General features: G+C 59.9%; 15 protein-coding genes. 7 read left to right on the top strand and 8 right to left on the bottom strand.

Annotated elements, in window-relative coordinates; all coding sequences use genetic code 11:
* Positions 1-115 precede the first annotated feature (115 nt).
* The 3 genes from H8B14_RS15540 to corA all read right to left on the bottom strand — a co-directional run bounded on the left by H8B14_RS15540 (position 116) and on the right by corA (position 7068).
* A complete protein-coding gene (locus H8B14_RS15540; protein WP_187316574.1) occupies positions 116-757 on the bottom strand; it encodes a response regulator in 642 nt (213 codons plus the stop codon).
* Positions 735-5504: a PAS domain-containing protein gene (locus H8B14_RS15535; protein ID WP_187316573.1), complete on the bottom strand. Its 4770-nt coding sequence runs from the start codon at positions 5502-5504 to the stop codon at positions 735-737. Before H8B14_RS15535 ends, H8B14_RS15540 begins: the two co-directional genes overlap by 23 nt.
* Positions 5505-5859: 355 nt before the next feature.
* Complete coding sequence (gene corA / locus H8B14_RS15530; protein WP_187316572.1) at positions 5860-7068, bottom strand: magnesium/cobalt transporter CorA; 1209 nt, start codon at positions 7066-7068, stop codon at positions 5860-5862.
* Between the two features lie 74 nt (positions 7069-7142).
* Between corA and H8B14_RS15525 the strand changes: the two genes are divergently transcribed.
* Positions 7143-8447, top strand: a complete 1305-nt coding sequence (locus H8B14_RS15525; protein ID WP_187316571.1) for an MATE family efflux transporter — start codon at positions 7143-7145, stop codon at positions 8445-8447.
* A 72-nt stretch (positions 8448-8519) separates the two neighbouring features.
* Complete coding sequence (locus tag H8B14_RS15520) at positions 8520-9428, top strand: glycosyltransferase family 2 protein (RefSeq protein WP_187316570.1); 909 nt, start codon at positions 8520-8522, stop codon at positions 9426-9428.
* Between the two features lie 57 nt (positions 9429-9485).
* Here H8B14_RS15520 and H8B14_RS15515 read toward each other — a convergent pair whose 3' ends face one another.
* Positions 9486-11141 (bottom strand): hypothetical protein, encoded by a 1656-nt coding sequence (locus H8B14_RS15515; protein WP_187316569.1) that lies wholly within the window; start codon positions 11139-11141, stop codon positions 9486-9488.
* A 342-nt stretch (positions 11142-11483) separates the two neighbouring features.
* On the opposite strand from H8B14_RS15515, the gene H8B14_RS15510 reads away from it, so the two are divergent.
* Together H8B14_RS15510 and H8B14_RS15505 are read left to right on the top strand one after the other, a co-directional pair.
* Complete coding sequence (locus H8B14_RS15510; RefSeq protein ID WP_187316568.1) at positions 11484-13169, top strand: hypothetical protein; 1686 nt, start codon at positions 11484-11486, stop codon at positions 13167-13169.
* 116 nt (positions 13170-13285) lie between these two features.
* The gene (locus tag H8B14_RS15505; protein WP_187316567.1) at positions 13286-14263 is read left to right on the top strand and encodes an acyl-ACP desaturase; all 978 of its coding nucleotides are present in this window, start codon (positions 13286-13288) and stop codon (positions 14261-14263) included.
* 185 nt (positions 14264-14448) lie between these two features.
* Here the strand turns inward: H8B14_RS15505 and H8B14_RS15500 are convergent, their stop codons facing one another.
* Both H8B14_RS15500 and H8B14_RS15495 read right to left on the bottom strand, forming a co-directional pair.
* Entirely contained in the window at positions 14449-15078 is a 630-nt protein-coding gene (locus H8B14_RS15500; RefSeq protein WP_187316566.1) for a hypothetical protein, read from the bottom strand.
* Positions 15079-15468: 390 nt separating this feature from the next.
* Positions 15469-15750 carry a DUF427 domain-containing protein gene (locus H8B14_RS15495; RefSeq protein WP_187316565.1) on the bottom strand — a complete coding sequence of 94 codons (282 nt, stop codon included), beginning with the start codon at positions 15748-15750 and terminating at the stop codon, positions 15469-15471.
* Between the two features lie 139 nt (positions 15751-15889).
* On the opposite strand from H8B14_RS15495, the gene H8B14_RS15490 reads away from it, so the two are divergent.
* From H8B14_RS15490 to H8B14_RS21410, 3 genes are all read left to right on the top strand, one after another.
* Positions 15890-16996 (top strand): vWA domain-containing protein, encoded by a 1107-nt coding sequence (locus H8B14_RS15490; RefSeq protein ID WP_187316564.1) that lies wholly within the window; start codon positions 15890-15892, stop codon positions 16994-16996.
* 142 nt (positions 16997-17138) lie between these two features.
* Positions 17139-18695 carry a sigma 54-interacting transcriptional regulator gene (locus H8B14_RS15485; protein WP_187316563.1) on the top strand — a complete coding sequence of 519 codons (1557 nt, stop codon included), beginning with the start codon at positions 17139-17141 and terminating at the stop codon, positions 18693-18695.
* Entirely contained in the window at positions 18643-18975 is a 333-nt protein-coding gene (locus H8B14_RS21410) for a CPCC family cysteine-rich protein (RefSeq protein ID WP_410054460.1), read from the top strand. Before H8B14_RS15485 ends, H8B14_RS21410 begins: the two co-directional genes overlap by 53 nt.
* A 69-nt stretch (positions 18976-19044) precedes the next feature.
* Here the strand turns inward: H8B14_RS21410 and H8B14_RS15475 are convergent, their stop codons facing one another.
* Positions 19045-20073 (bottom strand): DUF1259 domain-containing protein, encoded by a 1029-nt coding sequence (locus H8B14_RS15475; RefSeq protein ID WP_187316561.1) that lies wholly within the window; start codon positions 20071-20073, stop codon positions 19045-19047.
* A gap of 170 nt (positions 20074-20243) precedes the next feature.
* Complete coding sequence (locus tag H8B14_RS15470) at positions 20244-20708, bottom strand: peptidylprolyl isomerase (protein WP_187316560.1); 465 nt, start codon at positions 20706-20708, stop codon at positions 20244-20246.
* Between the last annotated feature and the right edge of the window lie 159 nt (positions 20709-20867).

Here is a 20867-nt window from a genome sequence, read left to right as displayed (position 1 = left end):
TATACTGCCCTTTATGAGGAAATTACGTGGTTATTCCAGCAGCCTCCGTACATGTACGGAGGCCGGTTTTGGGTCAGCCGCAACCCGCCAGATGTAAGTCAGTCGCCTGGGTTAATTAGCTAAGCCACCCTGCACTGACAGCCGTTTTCACCAGCGCAGCTGTATTCCGGGCACCGGTTTTCTCCATGATGTTCTGGCGGTGAGTTTCCACAGTGCGCGGGCTGGTAAACAGCTTGTCGGCAATCTGGGCAGTGGTCATGCCATCGGCCACCAGCCGAAGGATTTCCTGCTCCCGTACTGAAAGGCCACCTATGGGTTTGATAATGGGTTCCGGGGAGTTGGCCAGCATTTTTTCCAGCAGCGCCAAGCCTACCTCAGAGCACAGGAAACGCTGGCCAGCGGCTACTGTCCGTACGGCCAGTACAATTTCTTCGTGGCCGGCGTTTTTGAGTATATAGCCGTGGGCCCCGGCCGCCAGCACCTGCCCAATGGCCCGCTCGCAGGCCACCATAGACAGCACCAGCACGCGCACATCGGGAAACTCAGTGTGCAGGCGCTGGGTGGTAGCCAAGCCATTCAGGCCGGCCATGTTCAGGTCCAGTAGCACTACGTCGCAGGGCGTGGTGGGTAGCTGGGCTAGCAGCTGTTCGCCGTTTTCAGCTTCTCCAACAACCTGGAATGTGTTTTCCTGCTGAAATAGCGCCCGCAGACCGTGTCGCAGGACAGTGTGGTCATCAACAAGGAATATCCGAATCATGGTGGGCAGAAGTAGCAGGTAAGGGAATACGTATACGTACGTACGCGCCGCCTGAAGTGACGGAACCAGTTTCCAACCGGCCCCCGAGCAGGGCTACCCGGTCGCGCATGCTGCGCAAACCCAAGCCGGGGGAGGTAGCTGGCGTCTGGGCAAATCCCCGGCCGTTGTCTTCAGCCCGCAGTATCACCCAGCCGGGCATGGTTTCCAGCTCCAGACTTGCCTCGCTAGCGCCCTGCGCATGCTTTATGATATTTTGGGCTAACTCCTGGGCCATCCGGTAGAGCGCCATCTGGAGGGGCTGGCTGAGCGGTGCGGCAGCATCGTCAAGGATCAGGTGGCATTGTAGGCGCAGGTGCGGGCTACTGCTGTTGCGGCATATATCTTTCAGGGCGGCAGCCAAACCAAATTCAGCCAGCACCATGGGTACCAGCTCGTGCGAGAGGCTACGGGTTTGGCGAATAGCCTCCCCCAGCAGCTGATCTACCTCGCGGCGGGCTGTAGCCAGGGTGGGGTCGGTGTCCAGCAGTGGAGTATGCAGCCGGTCGAGGCGAAGCTTGGTGGCGTACAGCATCTGGCCGATGCCGTTGTGCAGGCTTTCGGCCATGCGCTTGCGCTCGGCTTCCTGAGCAGCCTGCACGGCCTCAAACAGGTCCCGCTGCTGGCGCAAGCGCAGGCGCAGGTTGTCTTTCTCCAGCCGCTGCAGCTCGCTGATGTCCAGGTCTACGCCCAACACACGCACAGCCTGATGCTGCTCATTATGAAACACCACCGACTTTATGCGCACTGTTTTCACCTGGCCGTGCACGCGCAGGCACAGCGTTTCCTCGAAGTCGCCCGCGCCGGTGGCCAGGCGGCGTACTAGCTGCTCGGCCCGGGGCCGGTCGTCAGGCATCACCATGGCCAGGTAGTCGGCTGGTGTCACGGGGCTGCCCACGGGCAAGCCAAACAGCTGGTACATGCCATCAGACCAGTGCATGGTATTGGTGGTCAGGTCGTAGTCCCAGCTGCCCAGGCCAGCCACGGCTTCGGCCTGCTCCAGCAGGCGCAGGTTCCGCAGGCGTTCCTGCTCAGCCGTTTTGCGCTCGGTGATGTCGAGGTTGGTGGCCACGATACCGTCGTCCAGCTTCACAAACTGGCAGGCAAACCACTTGTTAAAGCCTTCATACCCATAGTAGTACTCAGCGCCGTGCGGCACACCGGTTTCTACGGTGCGCACGGCCAGGTCGAAGATGCCAGCTTCGCGGATGCCGGGGTATTCCTCGGAATACAGCTTGCCCACAAGGTCGGTACGGCCGGTGGAGCGCACCAGTTCTCCGCTTACCAGTTGTAGCCGAAAATCCTGCACCGCCCCGGTTTCGTCGCGTACGGCTTTCTGTACCGACATAGCAATTAGGTTGGTATCAAACACGGACTGCAGCAGGTCGCGGCTGGCTTGCAGGTCGCGGGTGCGGCGGGCCACGCGCTGCTCCAGTCTGGTGTTGAACTCAGCCAGCCGCTGCTGGGCCAGCATCGCCTCGGTCACATCCCAGTGTACGCCGCGCAGGCAAATACCTTTTCCGGCTGGGTCGAGCGCCCCTTGTCCGCGCTCCTCAATCCAGCGCACTTCCCCATCAATGGGGCGCACAATGCGGAAGATGCTGTGAAAATCCTGGCCTGTGCGGCCGGCCTCTTCAAAAAGAGTCCGATGACGGGTACGGTCGTCGGGGTGCAGCAGCAAAAATCCTTCGTCGCTGGTGGTAATAGACATATCCGGCTGTAAGCCCAGCACCTCCCTCGACATGGCCGACAAACTGATACGGTTGTCTTTTGAGGTCCATTCGAAGCTGCCCATACGCCCTGCCTGCAGCGCCAGCGACAGGCGCATCTCACTCAGGCGCAAGGCCTCTTCCGCCTGCTTGCGGGCGGTGATGTCGGTGGCCGACCCAAACCATTCGATGGTGTTGCCCTGCTCATCGAGTACCGGTACGGCCCGGGAATACGTCCAGCCCACCGACCCATCGGCACGATGAACGCGGTGTTCCAGCTGGAAAGGCTGCTGGCTGCTGATGGCCGCCCGAATAGTAACCCAGGTAGAGGCCTGGTCTTCCTGCGGAAGATACTTCTCGATCCAACTCATGGTCGGGTCGGTAGTGTCAGCCAGAAAGCTTTTGCCTTCCAGCGTAAGCATCTGCCGCCAGTCGGGACTCATGCGGTAGAGCGTGTCAGAGCTGGTTGTCACGAAAAGCCGGAACTTCTCTTCTGACTTTCGCAAGGCGTCTTCGGCCTGCTTGCGGGCGGTGATGTTGTGGCTGACGACCAGCGCGGCCACCACGCTGCCTTCTACGTCGCGCAGCGGACCGCCCCGGACGGTAAATGTCTGCCCATCCTGCTCGTGCTCGTACTCAAATGGCTGGCCCGTGAAAGCCTGCGCGTAGAGGCGCTGGTAGTCGGGCCAGAGATGCGGAACTACCATTTCCTGCACCGAGCGGCCCACGTAGTCGGATGCCAGCAGGCCCATCTGGCGTAGCGCAGCGCCCTCGGCCAGCTGGTAGCGTAAGCGGGTATCCACTACAAATACGGCTCCACCCGGTAGGTTTTCCATTACGGCCTGTAAACGCTGCTCGCTGGCATGGCGGGCATCGTCGGCGCGGGCACGTTCCACAGCAGCCCAGGTGCGGTCCGCTACCTCAGCAGCCAGATTCACGTCGGCGGTGGTCCAGTCGCGGGGGGTGCCTTGCGCCAGACACAGCACGCCGCTTGGCCGCCCGTTTTTTACAACGGGTACATTGATAAAGGAAATGATTTGTAGCTGCAGGCAAAGCTGAAGCAGGTTTTCGTCGGCCAGCAGATCCTGGCGCACGTCGCGCACCATCAACGGCTGTCCGGCTTCAATAACTGTCTGCAGCAACGCAAAATCAGCCAGCCGATATGTGCCAGCTACCGGAGGCAGTCCTTCGGCCGACGCATCATGCCGGATTACGGCAGCATCACCTTCAATTTCGCCATAGTAGCAGCGGTCGGCCCCGAAGTGCTGGCGCGCCAGGTGCATCACTGTTTCCTGAATAGAGGCAGGCTCCGTCACCGAGCGCAGTGTATCGCTGAGCTGCAGCAGAAACGACTGGCGCACCTCGGCGTACCGGCGGGCGGTGATGTCGCGAAAAAACACAGAAATGCCGCCCCGCTGGCTGGGATAGATGCTCATCTCAATCCAGATGCCGAGGATAGGCGATATGGTTTCAAAGTGCACTGGTTGCCGGGTTTGCAACACTTCTTGGTGCTGGCGAAGAACTTCGGTGCCCATTACCTGCGGAAATAGCTGCCAGTACACCTGCCCGATAAGGCTGGCCTGCTCATAGCCCCAGAGCTGCGCGGCCCGCTGGTTGATGTACGTGAAGCGCAGATCTGCATCCAGGCCGTAGAAGGCGTCGTTTGTGTGCTCAAGCACGTCGGCCAGCTGGTCGTGCGCTTGCCTGAGGTCTGTTTCAACCTGGGCACGCGCTAGGCGCGCGTGAATGCGGGCGGCCAACTGCTGCAGCAGCTCCACTTCGTCGGGCCGCCATTCACCGGGCGCGGCCCGGGCTACAGAAAGTAAAAAGCGCCAGTGGCCATCAATGAGCAACGGAATATCAACGGAAGCGCCAAAGCCCATGGTGGCTAGCACATCGGGCGAGGTGCTGATCAGGGCGCTGCCGTCCTGGCCGTTGAATACCAGCGGTTGGCCGGCGCTAAGGTGTTGGCGGCCGTTGGCTGTCAGGTAATCGGCTATGTGGTGCGCCCCCAGCAGCGGCGGCAGCTGCCCGGCCGCGTGCTGCCAGTCAAATATCACCACCAAAGTGCTGGCAGCCTCGTCTACTTCCGCCAGGTGGCAGCGCGACAGGTGCAGGTAGTCACCAAGCTGCTCACTCACGCGGGCCATAATCTGCTCGGCACTAAGCAGCGGCGCAAAATCCACGTTCAGGTCAGCCAGAAACGCCAGATTCTGTTCGCGGCGCTTGCGGGCCGTAATGTCGGTGGAAACATTGGCAAGGGTGTGGCTGCCCTGCCCGCCCACCTGCGAGGTGCACACTTCAAACCAGCGGCCCAGCTCGGACATATAGTGCTCGTAGCGAACCGGCTCGCCGGTGCGAACCACTCTTTCGAGACGCTGCAAAACAGGCTGCTCAATATTTGGCACCAACTCCCGCAGGGATTTGCCTTGCGCGTTGGCTGGCATGCCCGATTGCTGGGCAAATACCGGATTGAGTTCCAGATAGCGGTAGTCAACGGCGTGCTGCCCGGTTTCGTCGAAGAGGAGTTCCAACAGGCTGAAGCCCTGGTCCATGGTGTAGAACAGGGCATGGTACTTGTCGGTGGCCCGCTTTATCAGCTCGTCGTGCAGGTGCAGGGCTTGGGCTTGAGCCTGCTTTTGCTGGCTGATGTCTTGCCCATACAGCACCCAGCCGCCCGGCTGGCGGCTGGCTGAAAGTGAAAGCCACTGCTCTGGTTGCTCGGGCAGGTATACTTCCTGGGGTGCCGAACCTTCCGATTTCAGCAGGTGCACAAAACCTGTGCGGATGTCCAGGGGCAGAGCAGCCTGAAGGAGCGGCTGGCCCAGTAGCTGCGCGGCGGAAACACCGCCCCAATGGGCCGCCTGCTGGTTTGCGCGCCGGATAATGTGCTGCTCATCCAGCACCAGCATCCCCAAGGGCAACGTGTCGAGCAACTCATCGGCGGATAGAGTTGGGCCCAGGAGGAAGGATTCGGGCTGCGTATTGTGCGTTGGTTCCATGCTGATTGCGGGGCAGGTAGACTCAACTGAGATACGCCGGGTGCTACATAAATACGAAGATTTCACCAAACAGAAGCGGCGGAAACGCCAAATCTGAACAGTAAATAACGCATGTGCCGCACCGTCACGCGTTGTATTGGTGTGAGTTCAGTAAGCAGGTTACCGCCCGCAGACGTGCTGGAGTGTGCCGGAAAAACACGTAGCAATGGCAAGTGCGCTGATAACGCACCTGATGCACGTGGCGCTAGCAGTGGGCTTAAGCAGAGTAGGGCGGAAGCAGTGGATAAGTAGCCGGTGCCAGAAAGTTAAAGTGCCGGGCCTGAGTTCAAAAAAGGCTTAGATCATATACATAATATCACCTGTTTGTAAGCCAGCCTTTGCGGTAGAAATACACCATCTGAACCAGCACAATGCCGGCCAGCACGGCCAGCAGCGCCGGGTAGCCCCACGGACTGTATAGCTCGGGCATATTGAGGCGGTTGATGCTGCCATCGGGGTTTTCGCGCTGAAAATTCATGCCGTAGAGGCCTACCACAAAGCTGAGTGGGATGAAGATAGAGCTGATAATGGTCAGCACTTTCATCACCTCGTTCATGCGGTTGCTTTGGTTGGACATAAACAGATCCACCAAGCTCGTCACCGATTCGCGGTAGCTTTCCGCCAAATCCAGGGCCTGAATGGCGTGGTCGTAGCAGTCACGGAAGTAGACCTTCATTTCCTCGGGTACTATTTCGTCGGGCATGCGCAGGATTTCAGCTACTTTTTCGCGCTCCGGGTATACAAAGCGGCGAAACCGGATAATATCTTTTTTGGTGCGCAGAATGCTGCCCAGCACGCGCCGGTCGGGGCGGTCCTGCAGAATCCGGTCTTCCAGCTTCTCGATATAGTCGCCGATGGCGGCCATGGTAGGGTAGTACTGGTCGAGCACCACGTCGGTGAGGGCATAGGCCAGGTATAGTGGCGGCTTGCGCTTGATCTGGCTGAAGCCCGACCGGATGCGTTGGCGCACGGTGTCGAGGCAGTCTACGTAGTCGTCCTGGAAGGTAAGCACATAGTTGGGGCCGGTGAAAATGGAGAGCTGGTCGTCGTCGATTTCAAGCAGCTGGGTGAACTCCGTCATGCGCGACACCAGAAACAGCCGGTTGTCGTCGAAAACGTCCACTTTAGCCCGCTGGTAGTCGCCCAGCACATCTTCCATCTGCAGCGGGTGCAAATCGAAGTCGGCCATGATGTGCTGCATCAACTCCAGATCATCATAGCCGCGCACGTCAATCCAGTGGCGCAGTTCGGGGTGGTCCCGGAAATAGGCCAGCAGCTTCTGGTAGTCGTCGTATTCGTGTTCTACGCAGGAGTTTTCGTCGTAGGAAATTAGAAACAGCCGCGGCTTAAGCGAGCCGGCGCGGATGGTGAGCGTGCCCGGCCGCTGGCCGACGTGTGCCTCACGTGCCAGGCGCGTATCGGCGTGGTCGGATACAGAATGGCGGTTGTTGGGTTCAGACTCGGCAGCAAGATCGGGCGACGCGAGCAGGAGCTCGGCCGGGTCCGTAGAAGTGGCGGATTCCATAGATGGGGAGGCGGATTGCGCCCAATGTACGCGAGAAGGTGGGGAGAAAGTTGGCAGGCGTACTTTTGTAGCCTATGCCAGCATCTCGTTCCTCTGTTGCCCTGCCTGCTTCTGCGCCGCCCGCCGCGCAGTTTGTGCGGGGTTCGGTAGGCTCGGGTGTGGCAGTGGTGGCACGCGCCCTGGGAGCTTTGCTGCTGAACAAGCTGCTGGCCGTGTACGGCGGCCCCGGCGGCCTCACGCTGCTGGCACACTTCCAGAACCTGATGGCCCTGTTTACAACGCTGCCCAACGACGGTACGCACGTGGGCCTGGTGAAGTACCTGGCGCCGCTGCCAGCCCGCGCCGGCCGGTACCGGGCCTGGCTGGGGGCAGCCTTGGTGCTGAATGGGGCCGCGCTGCTGCTCGGGCTGGGGATGCTGCTGGTGTTTCCGGGGCCGCTGGTTGGCGTGTTTCAACCCTCGGCGGGCTGGGTGGTGCTGTTTGGGCTGGGAATTGCGCAACTCACGGCCTATGCGCTGCTGGGGTCCGTGCTGCTGGCCGCCCGGCAGCTTCGCGCCTATATCGGCCTGACGGTGGCGTTGAGCTTGCTGGGGCCGGCAGCCGTGGCAGTTGTGCTGGCCAATGGTGGTACGGCCACCACGGCATTGCTGGCGTATTTGCTGGCGCAGGGCGCCACGCTGCTGCCGGCCAGCTGGCTGACGCACCGGGCCGGGCTGCTGCCGCCACTGTGGCCGGGCCGCCTAAGCCAGGCCGCGCTACGCGGCCTGGGGCGCTTCCTATTGATGGCAGTAGGGCTGCTGCTGTTCGGTAAAGCCATAGACTTTGCGGTGCGGGAGTTGCTCATCCGGCAGTTCAGCCTCGCCGAAACCGACCTCTGGCAAGCCGTGGCCAAGCTCTCCGACAACTATACCATGGTAATGACCGCCGTAATGAGCAGCGTGTACTACCCGCGGCTGGCGTCGCTGGCGCCCCAGCCCAGCGCCCAGCGTGCCTGGGTGCGCACAGTGCTTAGGGTGCTGGTGCCGCTGCTGGCTGCTGGTTTCGGACTATTATACGTGCTGCGCCACTGGCTGCTGCCGCTGCTGTTTGAAGCCCGCTTCGGGGCGGCCGCCAGCCTGCTGGCCCCCCAGCTGCTCGGCGACTGGCTGCGGTTTGTGGCATGGCCTCTGGTGATGGTGCTCATGGCGCAGGCACGCGTGGGACGCTACGTGGCGCTGCAGGCAGCCTCGGCGGTGCTGTATGCGCTGGCGCTGGCATTGTTGCTGCCGCGGGTAGGTCTGGTAGGAGCCCTATGGGCCTCCGCGCTACGCCACGGCGTGCTGCTGCTCTGGTGCGGCTGGTATTTCCGGCGGTTTTGGTTGCGGGAGCAGGTTAGATGAGAACGTCATTCCTCACGACACTCGGAATGACGTTCTAATTTTGTCACCTCATCACCTGTCCCCAAAGAAGAAATGACGCCTCTGGTTACCATTGTGGCGCTGTGCTACAACCACGCCCGCTTTCTGCGCCCTGCCCTGGATTCTATTCTGGCGCAGACGTATCCGCGGCTGGAGGTGTTTCTGGTGGATGACGGCAGCACCGACGACAGTGTGGCAGTACTGCGCGAGTACGCCGCTGCTCATCCGACTTGGCAAACGGTGTTCCTGCCCGAAAACATAGGCAACTGCGCGGCCTTCAACCGGGCATTTTTCCAAAGTAAGGGGGAGTTCATCATCGACTTCGCCACCGACGATATCCTGCTGCCCGAGCGGGTGGCGCGGCAGGTGGCACGGTTCCAGGAGCTGGATGCCAGCTACGGTATGCTCTACGGCAACGTGCGCCTACTCAGCGAGGCCGGAGAGTTCCAGCGGCTCTTTCATGCGCCGGATGGCAGGGGCGCGTTGCAGCCGGCACCGGCATCGGGCTGGGTGTTCAAGGACGTACTGCGCCGGTTTTTCATTAGTGCGCCGTCTATGATGATGCGGCGCGCGACGCTGGAGCAGCTGCACGGCTACGATGAAAGCCTGGCCTACGAGGACTTCGACTTCTGGGTGCGTGCCTCCCGCAACTGGCAGTTCAGCTACCAGGATGAAATCCTGACTGAAAAACGCTTGCACCCGCGCTCCATGTCGGTGCAGGCCTACCGGCCCGGCGACCCGCTGGTGGCGTCTACCACCCGCATCTGCCACAAAGCTGCCGCTTTGTGCCGCACCAGTGCCGAGCGCCAGGCGCTGACTGAGCGCGTACGCTGGGAACTTCGCCAGGCCGCCCGGTGGGGCAACCTCCCCGCAGCCCGCGACCTGTACGCCCTGCTGCGCGAGTTAGGTGGCGCGGGTTTGGTGGAACACAGTATCAGGGCCTATCTGAAAATCAGGAAGTGATGGAGTGATGAGGTAATAGAGTGATGAAGTAATGAAGGCTTTCGTTTTTTTACCTCATCACCTCATCACCTCATACAACTCCACCGGGCCATCCTGCGCCACCAGCCGGCGGCGCGGAAACCAGGCAAGCATGGAATCGGCGGAGTAGTGGATGAGCAGGCGGGTTAGCTCACCGTTGCGGAGGGTAGCGCGGTTGAGCAGCAGCCACGACTTGTCGGCGGGTCGGTGGGCTACGGAGTCGCGCCGGGCAAACCGCTCGTAGCGCAAGCCGGGCGTGGGGCGGAAGCCGTAGTAGAAGTCGGCGTGCCGCAGCAGAAAATCATCCGTGAATACTATGCCGCGCTGGCTTGCTGGCAGATGAGTTTTCAGCAGCCGGGCCTGCGCAAAATGGGCCGACACGCTGGGTTTGCGCAAATAGTACACCGGCCGCACCAACAGAAGCAACGCCAACACACTCAGCAGCAGCGCCCCAAAACCTGATGTGCCCGGCGTGAGCCAACCCGGCATGGGGCGCGGCAGCCCGGCTATGCCCAGCAGCAGCAAGCCCAGCCCACCATACAGCACCGAAACCCCATTGTGCAGCCAGCCCGCAAAGCCCAGCAATAACAGCCCCAGCACCCAACTTCCGCGCCCGGTCTGCCACAGGTTGCGCAGGCCAAACCCCGCTGCCACAGCCAATGGCGGCAGTAGCGGCGTCACCATGCGCGCCTGCAACGAAATCGGGTTGTACTCGTGCAGCGAGGTGCTGCCCCACCAGTAGAAGGCCAACGTGCTGGCTGCCAGCGCCACCCAGTAGCCGGCTTCGTCAGATGAGGCAGTGGTTCCGGCCGGGCCGGGCTGATGGCGGCGTCCGAAGCCGGCTGCAGCTGCCAGCACCAGCATCACGCCCATGCCCAGCGCCACAAAAAACGCCAGCGGCTCCCACGTTACGCGGCCGAGTAGCGCGCCCGCGCGGCCCTGCACATAGTTGCCGTCGCGCATGTAGGCGTTGGTTTGCTCGATGATGTGGTAGCGGTACAGCACGTCGCCGGTGAGCAGCTGATAGTACAGCAGATAGGCAGCCAGCAGGCCGACGCCGGTCAGCAGGGCCATGCGCCAGAACCGGCCGTGCTGCCGGCGCCAGGCATCCAGCGCCAGCAACCCCAGATAGAAGGGTAAGTAGAATACAATGGTTTCCTTGCTCAGCAGGGCCGCAAAACTCAGGACAGCAAAGCCTGCGCCCCAGGCTGCAGGCCTAAGCTGCCCCTGCCGCCGCCCTGCCACCAGCGCAGCTGCCCCCGCCAGGCACCAGAACATCAGGATGTTGTCGGGGTAGAGGTAGGTGCTCAGGTTGAGCGTGAAGTAGTGCAGTCCCAGCAGTAGCAGCGCCCCGGCCGCCACCATTGGCTCGCGCCGCCGGTACAGCTGCCAGATAACAACGGCGCAACCCAGTGTACACAACAGCGGCCAGAGCGTGGTACTGATAATGCTCACACCCAGCAGCCGGTAGAGCACTGCCACTGGCCCAAAAATCAGCAGGCGCTCCTGTAGCGGGTCGTGGAGGAGGTGCTGCGGGTCGGGGAGGGGGCGGTAGGTGCCGCTGGCCAGCATGTGCGCGTAGCGGGCGTAGAGGTAGTCGTCGAGGTCGTAGAGGCCTTCGTGGGCAAGCACGAAAAAGGCCGCCGTTACGACGAGCACCAGCACTAAAGCCAGCGTGGGAAAACGGGAAAGCAAACGGTCATTCACATCAGCAAAGATGAGGATTAAGTGAGTAGGGGGTAGCTGGTGTTGAGGTGGTGAGTTAACAGGTAAGGAAGACCATCTTGCCGAGCGTATTGCGCCTGGAGCAAAGACGAGAAATCTCGCGGGCTGACGTTCTTGCGGTGAGGAACTAGGCCTGCGGCTACTCCAGGGCAAGTTTGCAATTGCCAGTTCTGAGTATAAGTCGATGCCAGCAGCCCGCATGCAGTCGTTTCGCAGCTGTATTGCAACGTACATTTACTGCACAACGTCAGCACGCGAGATTCCTCGCAGGATCGGAATGACGTTCTTCCTTTGTCACCTGTCACCAAAAAAATGCCAGTCACGCTATTCCGACGGGTGCTATTGCCGGCGCTGCTGCTGCTGGCAGTGGGCTGGGGGCTGGGGGCTTATTGGGAAACCAACGACGATGCAGCCATCATCCTGCTGCTGCGCGGCGCCACGGCGGCCGCACCCGTTCCGGATCTGCACCTGTATTTTCATGGTTTGGGTGCCGGCCTGAGCTGGCTCTATCAGGTGGCGCCGGCTGTGCCCTGGTACGCGCTGCTGCTCTACGGCCTGCTGTATGCCACCACGGTCGGCGCCTTCACTTTCCTTGACCGGCTGCTGCTGAATAAGTTGCCTGGCGCCTGGATTACGGTGGTGCTTGTGCTGTTTTTCCTCACGGCCTGGCTGGAGCACGGCTTCTGGTTCAACTACGTTCGGGTGCCGATGCTACTGACGGGCATAGGAGTGCTGACGGCGGCGCAGCGTCCCGCCAGCCGGGCTGCAGTGGGTCTGGGCTTGTTGGCATTTGGGCTGAGTTGGCTGATCCGGCCCAGCGCGGCGCTGCTGGGGCTGCTGGCCGCTACGCCGGGAGCCTGGTGGCTGGCTGGCCGGCAGGCCCTGCCAGTGCTGGGTGGCGCTGCTACTTGGGCACTGGTTGGGGCTTTCTGGCTGAACCTAACCTGGAGCCCTGCCGCCGTCACCTTTCGTCGCCTCGATGTGCTGAAGTCCAATCTGCTGGACTTTCAGCTGTACCAACCCGCGGCTGCCACCTTAACTCCGCCCGACAGCCTTGGGCTGGCTGCCGCGCAGCACTGGCTGCTTGCTGATTCCACAGTGGTAAATGAAGGCTTTTTTGCCCGCGCTGCACCATTGCCTACGCCCAGCTACTTCCTGCGTGTTGTGGCGCCGCAGAAGCTCGGGCTGGCTTTGCCGCAGCTCTTGCGCGACTATTTCCCGCTGCTGGTGCTGCTGGCCGCCAGCTGTTGGCTGATAAGGAAGGCTCCCGCCGGCCGGACCCGGGGCTTCTGGCTGGTGCAACTGCTGTTTGTGGGCATGCTGCTTGGCCTGGCAGCAGTGCTGAAGCTGCCGCCGCGCATTGCACTGCCCCTGCTTGATATCTGGCTGCTGGGCAATCTGGCGGCAGTGCTACCCGCCGCCGGCCGCCGCGCTCCGTGGGTGCTGCTGGGGGCGCTGGCACTGGTGGCCGGGCCCTACGCCTACAAAACGCTGCACCGGGCCTCCGTGCTAGGGCAGGAGCGGCAGCAAAATCAGGCTGAGCGGCAGCGGCTTATGCAACTTGTTCAGCAGCCCGGCCGCCCGGCGCCACGGCTAGTCGTATCCGACGCTTTCGAGGCCACGTACAAAGCTGAGTCGCCCTTCACGGAAGGCAAATCGTCTGCCGAGCCAGCGCGCCTTGGTTCGCACCGCATGCCTGTCATGGGCTGGACTACGCTGCACCCTTCGCAGGCGGCGTGGCGGCAGCAGCTTACAGGCACGCGCCACTTCGCCGAAAGCCTGCGCCGGTTAACAGCCCGGCCCGATGTGGCGTGGGTACTTACGCCTGCTACGGCCACCATCCTCAACCGGCAACTCGCCCGGCTGGCAGAGCCCCGGGTTCGATTAGTACCAATTAAGCTACAAGCGCCGGACAGTTTGGGAGCTGGCATACCGAACCGGAATACCCTCTCCAGCGCTGCCCAGGCGTACAAACCAGCTCTGGTTTTGATGGAATAAACGAAAAGGACAAAATTTTATAGCAGGGCTGGCGGACCTATTCAATACAATACAGGGTAGTGGTTGTATACCTTTGGGTTGCTCTTCTTCCTTCCCTATTGCTTAGTCCCATTGCCATGATTGCAACTACCATTACCCGCGGAGAGGTTTTGCAGCACCTCGAACCGTTTTTGCGCGAAAACCTGGGTACCTTCCTGAAGAGCGTGGAAGACAGCTGGCAACCAGCTGACTATCTGCCGGATTCGCGCCTCGACACGTTCTTTGATGAGGTGAAGCTGCTGCGTGAGCGGGCCCAGGGCCTCAGCTACGACCTGCTGGCTGTACTTATCGGCGACACCATCACGGAAGAAGCGCTGCCCAACTACGAAGCCTGGTTTCATCAGCTTGATGACCTGGGACGCGACCCAAACAACGGCTGGGCTCAGTGGATCCGGGGCTGGACGGCTGAGGAAAATCGCCACGGCGACTTGCTCAACCGCTACCTGTACCTGAGCGGCCGCGTAAACATGCGGGAGTTCGAGGTCAGCACCCAATACCTGATTGCCGATGGTTTCGACCTGGGTACGGCCCACGACCCGTACCGCGCCTTCGTCTATACGAGCTATCAGGAAACAGCCACCAACCTTTCGCACCGGCGTGTGGGGCAGCTGGCCCGCAAAGTAGGCGACGATGGCCTCTCTAAAATCTGCGGTATGATTGCCGGCGACGAAAACCGCCATGCCCGCGTCTACAAGACTTTTGTGGAGAAAATTTTCGAAGTCGATCCTTCGGAAATGATGCTGGCCTTCGAGGACATGATGCGCAAAAAGATTGTAATGCCGGCCCATTACATGCGCGAAATGGGAATCGAAATGGGCAAAACCTTTGGTCATTTCACGGATGCTGCCCAGCGCCTGGGGGTATATACCAGCCAGGACTATACCGACATTCTGGAAACGTTAATCACCGAGTGGAAAGTAGCCGATGTAAGCGGCCTCAATGGCCCCGCTGAAAAAGCTCGTGACTACATCATGGCCCTGCCCAACCGCCTGCGTCGCGTCGCAGACCGTATGTCGGTGCCCAAGCTGGAGTACCGCTTCAAGTGGATCGACTAACCTAATCACGGATTTTCCCGGATTCAACAGATTGGTCGGATTCTGTAGTTGGCGCTAGCTGATTGGATTTTCTATCAATTCAAAACAAAAGAGGCTTGCCAGACGGCAAGCCTCTTTTGTTTTGGGCTATGGTGTGTCGGCTACGAAGTCCGACCAATTCGTTGAATCCGGGAAAATCCGTGATTCTATTGGCCGTCCATAACCTGGCCCATGGTCCACTTGCCGTCGGCACCCAGCTTGTAGGTAATGGTACGGCTGGTAGGCGTAGTAGCAGGCGTGGTGCCATCCGAGGAAGCAGTGGCGGTAGTTACCGGAAACGAGCGGCTTAGCATGCCATTGCTGAGCATATACGTGTCTTTGCCGCTGTAGCCAGTGGCCGCCGTGCCTGTAATCATACCAGGAGAAGCAACGGGCGTATAGCCCCGCTCACCAAACTCGTAGCCGTAGAAACCACCGTTGGCCGAGGCGTTGTCGGTGAAGATGTACAGCTCGGGCTTGCCATTGCCGTTCAGGTCAGCCGAAACGGCGTCGCGAACGGCACCGTTGATATCAACCCGAACAGGGTCAGCGGAAAGGGCCGAGCCACGGTAGGCGCGGATAGTAAGCTGGCGCTGGGCGCTTTCGCCCGTGGTGCGAACTTCGAAGCGGGAGTTGCCCTGGGTGATTTCGCGCGTGAAGCTTACTGGTTCGGTAGAAGCCGTGTTTTCTACCGTCGGCGTGCTGGAAGAAGTGTCTTCAACTGCCGTACGCGACGAGTCGCAGGCAGTAACGGTAACCAGAGCAGTGCCGAGCAAGGCAAAAATTGGAGCTTTCATAAAAAGAAGTTAGGAAGAGTGGTACAGCTATTGGGCTCAAGCAACAAGGAGCCACCGGCCCTGAAGACCAGTAAAAGAGTAATGCAAACAAGCCAACTAAAAGCAGTAGGCCAAACAAAGAATGCGCAATGTATACGCAAGATACTGTGTTCTCGGTCAAATACAAATTAAAATCAAACAAATACTAGTAATGTATAACTATGTTGATGGCTGTTTCTGCAACTAGGATTTTCGGCAATGCGCTGATAGCGTACACTATACTGGCCGGCATATCTTGTGGTGCTGGGTTGAAATAACTGGAAAACCAGAAGCCGGTAAGATTCCATAAAGGTTTCTTACCGGCTTCTGGTTTTCCAGACCTCAATCCAGTCAAGGGGGATAGGAGTAGAATCAGGCCTGCACTTTCACGCCTTTCCAGAATGCTACGCGGCCCTTTATCTGGTTGGCAGCTTCTTTGGGCTCGGGGTAATACCAGGCGGCATCTTTGTTTAGCTCGCCGTTTACGCGCAAGGAATAATAGCTGGCCTGGCCTTTCCAGGGGCAGGAAGTATGCGCGATACTATCCTCGAAGAACTCCCGCTTAATGGAATCGGCCGGGAAGTAATGGTTGTTTTCTACAACGACGGTTTCGTCGCTCTCGGCAATAACTGTGTTGTTCCAGATGGCTTTCATCGGTGATTATTGTTTAGTTGGTAGTTGTTGGTTGCCAAGTTCCAGTTGTCGGCTGTCTGGTTTCGTACTGACAACGGCTACTTCCCCGACAACTAAAAACCAGCTTCCGTTGTTCTGAAAGCTCACTCCTTATCTACCTATGTCTGCAGGCTTTCGTTTTCGGGATTTTGTGCCCGAGGAGTCGACTGAGAAAGGCTTCGACTCCCTTTTCAAGATATTCATGCAGCTGGTTACCATCACCAGTGGCGACGTGGGCGAGGCGCTTTCCTGGCTGAACGAGCTGGATAAGCAGTACGGCCTCACAGACGACGGCTACGGCATGGGCGACTTCATCGAGGACCTCAAGAAGAAGGGCTACATCGACGAGAACGAGCAGGAGCCGGGCTCGTTCAACATCACGGCCAAAAGCGAGCAGACGATTCGTAAGTCGGCGCTGGAGGAAATCTTCGGCAAGCTCAAGAAATCGGGGCAGGGCAACCACCGCACGCCCCACACCGGCCAGGGCGACGAGCAGAGCACCGACATGCGGGAGTTCCGCTTCGGCGACTCGCTCGACCAGATTTCCATGACCGAGAGCATCCGCAACGCCCAGCTCAACCACGGCATGGACGGCGACAATTTCATGCTGACCGAGGGCGACCTGGAAGTGCGCGAGAACGAGCACAAAAGCCAGACCAGCACCGTGCTCATGATTGACATCTCGCACAGCATGATTCTGTACGGCGAGGACCGCATCACGCCAGCCAAGAAGGTGGCCATGGCCCTGGCCGAGTTGGTGAAGCAGAAGTACCCCAAGGACTTCCTCGACGTCATCGTGTTCGGCAACGACGCCTGGCAGATTGAGGTCAAAGAGCTGCCGTATCTGCAGGTGGGCCCTTACCACACCAATACTGTGGCTGGCCTGGAGCTGGCCCTGGATCTGCTGCGCAAGCGCAAAACGCCCAACAAGCAGATCTTCATGATTACCGATGGCAAGCCTACCTGCCTCAAAGAGCCCGGCGGCTACTACAAAAACTCGTTCGGGCTCGACCGCAAAGTGGTCAACAAAACCCTGAACCTGGCCGCCTCGGCCCGTCGCCTTAAAGTGCCCATCACCACGTTTATGATTGCCGACGACCCGTATCTGCGCCGCTTCGTGGAGGAATTCACGGAGGTGAACCAGGGCAAGGCCTACTACTCGTCGCTCAAGGGTCTTGGCCACATGATTTTCGAGGATTACAAGCGCAACCGCCGCAAAAACGTGTAAGCGTTGAACAGCGTGTAGTAGCGCGAACTTTGCAGTTCGCGCCCCCGTGCCGTTTCAACGACTCCGAACGGCGCGGGGACACGAACTACAAAGTTCGCGCTACTGTCTACCTCTTTCCATTCGCTCATTCTATTCTCCCTTCATGCCTTCGTACGATTCTCTCTCCGCCGCTCAGCTCCAGCAAATCACCACCCTTGGTGCCCTGAAGCAGGCAGGCTACCAGCCGCGCTCCGTGAAGCAGGAGCTGCGCGACAACCTGATCAAGAAACTCCAAAGCAAAGAAGACGTGTTTCCTGGCATCTTCGGCTACGAGGAAACCGTGATTCCCGAGCTGCAGCGCGCAATTCTGGCCGGCCACCACATCAACCTGCTGGGCTTGCGCGGCCAGGCCAAAACCCGCATTGCCCGCCTACTCATTGGCCTGCTCGATGAGTACGTGCCCGTGGTGGCCGGCTCTGAGTTGAACGACGACCCATTGCAGCCATTATCGGTGTTTGCCAAAAACCTGATTCAGGAACATGGCGACAACACGCCCGTAACGTGGATGGCCCGCGAAGACCGCTACACCGAGAAGCTGGCCACCCCCGACGTATCTGTGGCCGATCTTATCGGCGACGCCGACCCTATTAAGGCGGCCACGCTGCGGCTGCCGTACTCCGATGAGCGGGTGATTCACTTCGGGCTGATTCCAAGGGCGCACCGTGGCATTTTCGTTATCAACGAACTGCCCGATTTGCAGGCCCGCATTCAGGTGTCGCTGTTCAACATTCTGCAGGAAGGCGACATCCAGATTCGGGGTTTCAAGGTGCGGCTGCCGCTGGATCTGCAGTTTGTGTTCACGGCTAACCCCGAGGACTACACCAACCGCGGCTCCATCGTAACGCCCCTCAAGGACCGTATCGACGCCCAAATCATCACGCATTACCCGAAATCCATTGAAATCGGCAAGCGCATCACCAAGCAGGAAGCCCGCATCAAAGATGAGCAACGCGGCATGGTAACCACCAACGAAGTGATTCACGACTTGGTGGAGCAGGTAGCCGTGGAGGCCCGCGCCTCGGAGTTCGTGGATGCCAAGTCGGGCGTGTCGGCCCGCCTCACCATCTCGGCTTATGAGCAGGTGGTGGCCGGGGCTGAGCGCCGCGCCCTTATCAATGGTGAGAAAACCACTTACGTGCGCCTAGGCGACTTCATCTCGGCAGTGCCGGCCGTGACGGGCAAGGTGGAGCTGGTGTATGAGGGCGAGCAGGAGGGAGCCGGTATTGTGGCCGAGAAGCTGATGGGCAAAGCCATCCGCACGCTGTTCCTCAACTACTTCCCCGACCCCGACAAGGCCAAGAAGCTCAAAGGCCGCCCTTCGCCCTACAAAACGGTGCAGGAGTGGTTCGGCTCCGGCAATACCGTGGACCTGCTCCATGATGCCAGCACGAAAGACTACCGTGCCGTGCTCGACCAGGTGCCCGGCCTGCGCGACATCGTGACGGAGCTGCACCCTTCCGAGACGCCCGAGCACACCTACTTCCTGATGGAGTTCCTGCTCCACGGCCTGAGCGAGTACAGCCTGATTTCGCGCAACCGCCTCACCGCTGGTGCCCAATTCAAGGACCTGCTCAGCAGCATGTTCACCATGCCCAGCTTTGGCGAGGATGACGACGAGGACGACGAAGATTCAACGCCCCAGCGCGGCCGTCGTCGGTAGCCACATGTATGCCGCCAACCGCTTCGGTAACTATCAGTGCCCCTGTTGTGGCTACTTTACATTATCAGAAGGAGAAGGCGGGAGCTATGACATCTGCTCTGTCTGTTTTTGGGAAGATGATGGTTTGCAGTTCCAGGACCCCGATTATGTAAGCGGGGCTAATGATGCGCTTAGCCCGAATGAAGCCCGAAGAAACTTTCAGCAGCTTAGCGTCTGTCAAGAAGAGGTTCGGCGCTATGTGCGGGCCCCGAAGTCCGATGAAATGCCAGACTACCAGTAACGCAAAAAAAGCCCCGCGTGCCAAGAGGTGCGCGGGGCTTTTTGCTGCTGAGCCGTATGCCTGCTGCCGCTAATGCTTCATGGGCATGCTGCTGGCAGACTTTTTACGACCTAACTGATCCAGCGCGGCGCGAAAACCGGCTGCCAGCTGCAGGGCTGGGCCGCGGCCGTAATAGTGCAGAAACACCATGCGGGGCGCATCAAACAGCATGTGGTTATGCACGGCCACCACTTCCAGTTGGTGCGCCCGCAGCGTCCGGATTACCGGGTTCACTTCGTGCTCGAGCATGGCAATGTCGCCGGCAATGTGGGCGTTGGCCTGCCGGCCCGCAAAGGCCGCCCAGGAGTTGAGGCCCATGGCGGCGGTCATCTCAGTGTTCATCATCAGCACCCGCAGGTCGGGGCGGCCAACGGTGTATTTGTAGGTAGGGCCGTTCACAACGCCCCTATGTCCGACTGCTTTATCGAGGGCCGGAATATCGAACAGGTTCTGGCCGGTGGGGCTTGCGGCAGCGGGCGTGGCATTGGTGCCGGGCTGGGCGGCCGGGCCAGCAGCGGGCTGGTTGGCGGGTAGCAGCTTGGAGTCCTTCAGTGTAGCCGCAAACTTACGGGCCAACTCGGCTGGGGTGCCCATGCCATGCAGGTGCATGTAGAAAATGCGCGGCTCCTCGTAAAAAAAGTGGTTGTGTACAGCCCCAATCTCCAAGCCGTTAGCCAGCGCCGCCGACATCAGCGGGTTCACCTCTTCCTGCAGCAGCACGGTGTCGCTCATAAGCATCGCCGAGCGGCCGTCGAGGGTATGCTTGATGGCTACCCAGCCACCAAACCCAAATGAAATCGGTACAGTCTCGCCTTTAATGGCTACGCGCAGGTCGTTGCGGGGGAGGGCAGTGCTGTGTGTGGCCTGCGCCGCCACATAAGTGCCTTTCTTGCCCAGTGCGGCTTCAATAGCAGCTATTTCAGCTGCCGTGAGAGTTGGCGTAGGCGCCATAGGCGGCGCTGCGGTCGGTAAAGATGGCAATGACCCCAAAAGCAGGGGCGGGGTGGCCAGCACCGTGGTTTTCAGCCAGTCGCGGCGGGATACAGAAGCAAAAGACATAGCAGCAGGTGGAAAAGCCGAAGAATACCCTGCATACGTATCACCCGAACAAGTGGCAGTCTGCCAGAGGCACTCAGGCCACCCAGCGGCTACATAGAGCGCAAAAAAAAGCCCGCTGAGCGCGTCAGCAGGCTTTTTTCGGGCGTGCAAGGTGCCGGTTAGGCCGAAGCCTAGGCGGCGTTGTCCTGCACCACTATTTTCTGAATCTCGTCGTTAGCCTGAATCTGGTCAATCACGTCGAGGCCTTCCACTACCTTGCCGAACACGGTGTGGTTGCGGTCGAGGTGAGCCGTATTCTGGCGGTCATGTACGATGAAGAACTGGCTGCCGCCGGTGTTGCGGCCGGCGTGGGCCATGCTCAGGGCGCCGCGCTCGTGGTACTGGTGGTCACCGCTCAGCTCGCAGTCGATTTTGTAGCCGGGGCCGCCCGTGCCGGGCATGCCTTTGGCGCCGTCGCGCGAGTTGGGGCAGCCACCCTGAATAACGAAGTTAGGAATGACGCGGTGGAACTTCAGGCCGTCGTAGAAGCCTTGCTGCGCCAGGTCAGTGAAGTTCTTTACGGTTTTAGGAGCGTCTTTTTCGTAGAACTCCACTTTCATGACACCTTTGTTGGTGTGGATTTCGGCAGTCTTCATAAGGAAGGGAATGGGTAGTATGAACACCTATACGCGGTGACTGGGCCCGTAGCTACGCGCCCACACGCAAAGGTAGCCAATTCGGCTACGGCATAAACATCCGAGCGGCCAACCAGTTTCGTAGAAACAACCCAACAGTAGCTTCCGACTGGAGGCGCT

Source organism: Hymenobacter puniceus, from assembly GCF_014333525.1.
Classification (GTDB): domain Bacteria; phylum Bacteroidota; class Bacteroidia; order Cytophagales; family Hymenobacteraceae; genus Hymenobacter.
This window is presented reverse-complemented; position numbering and strand designations above follow the sequence as displayed.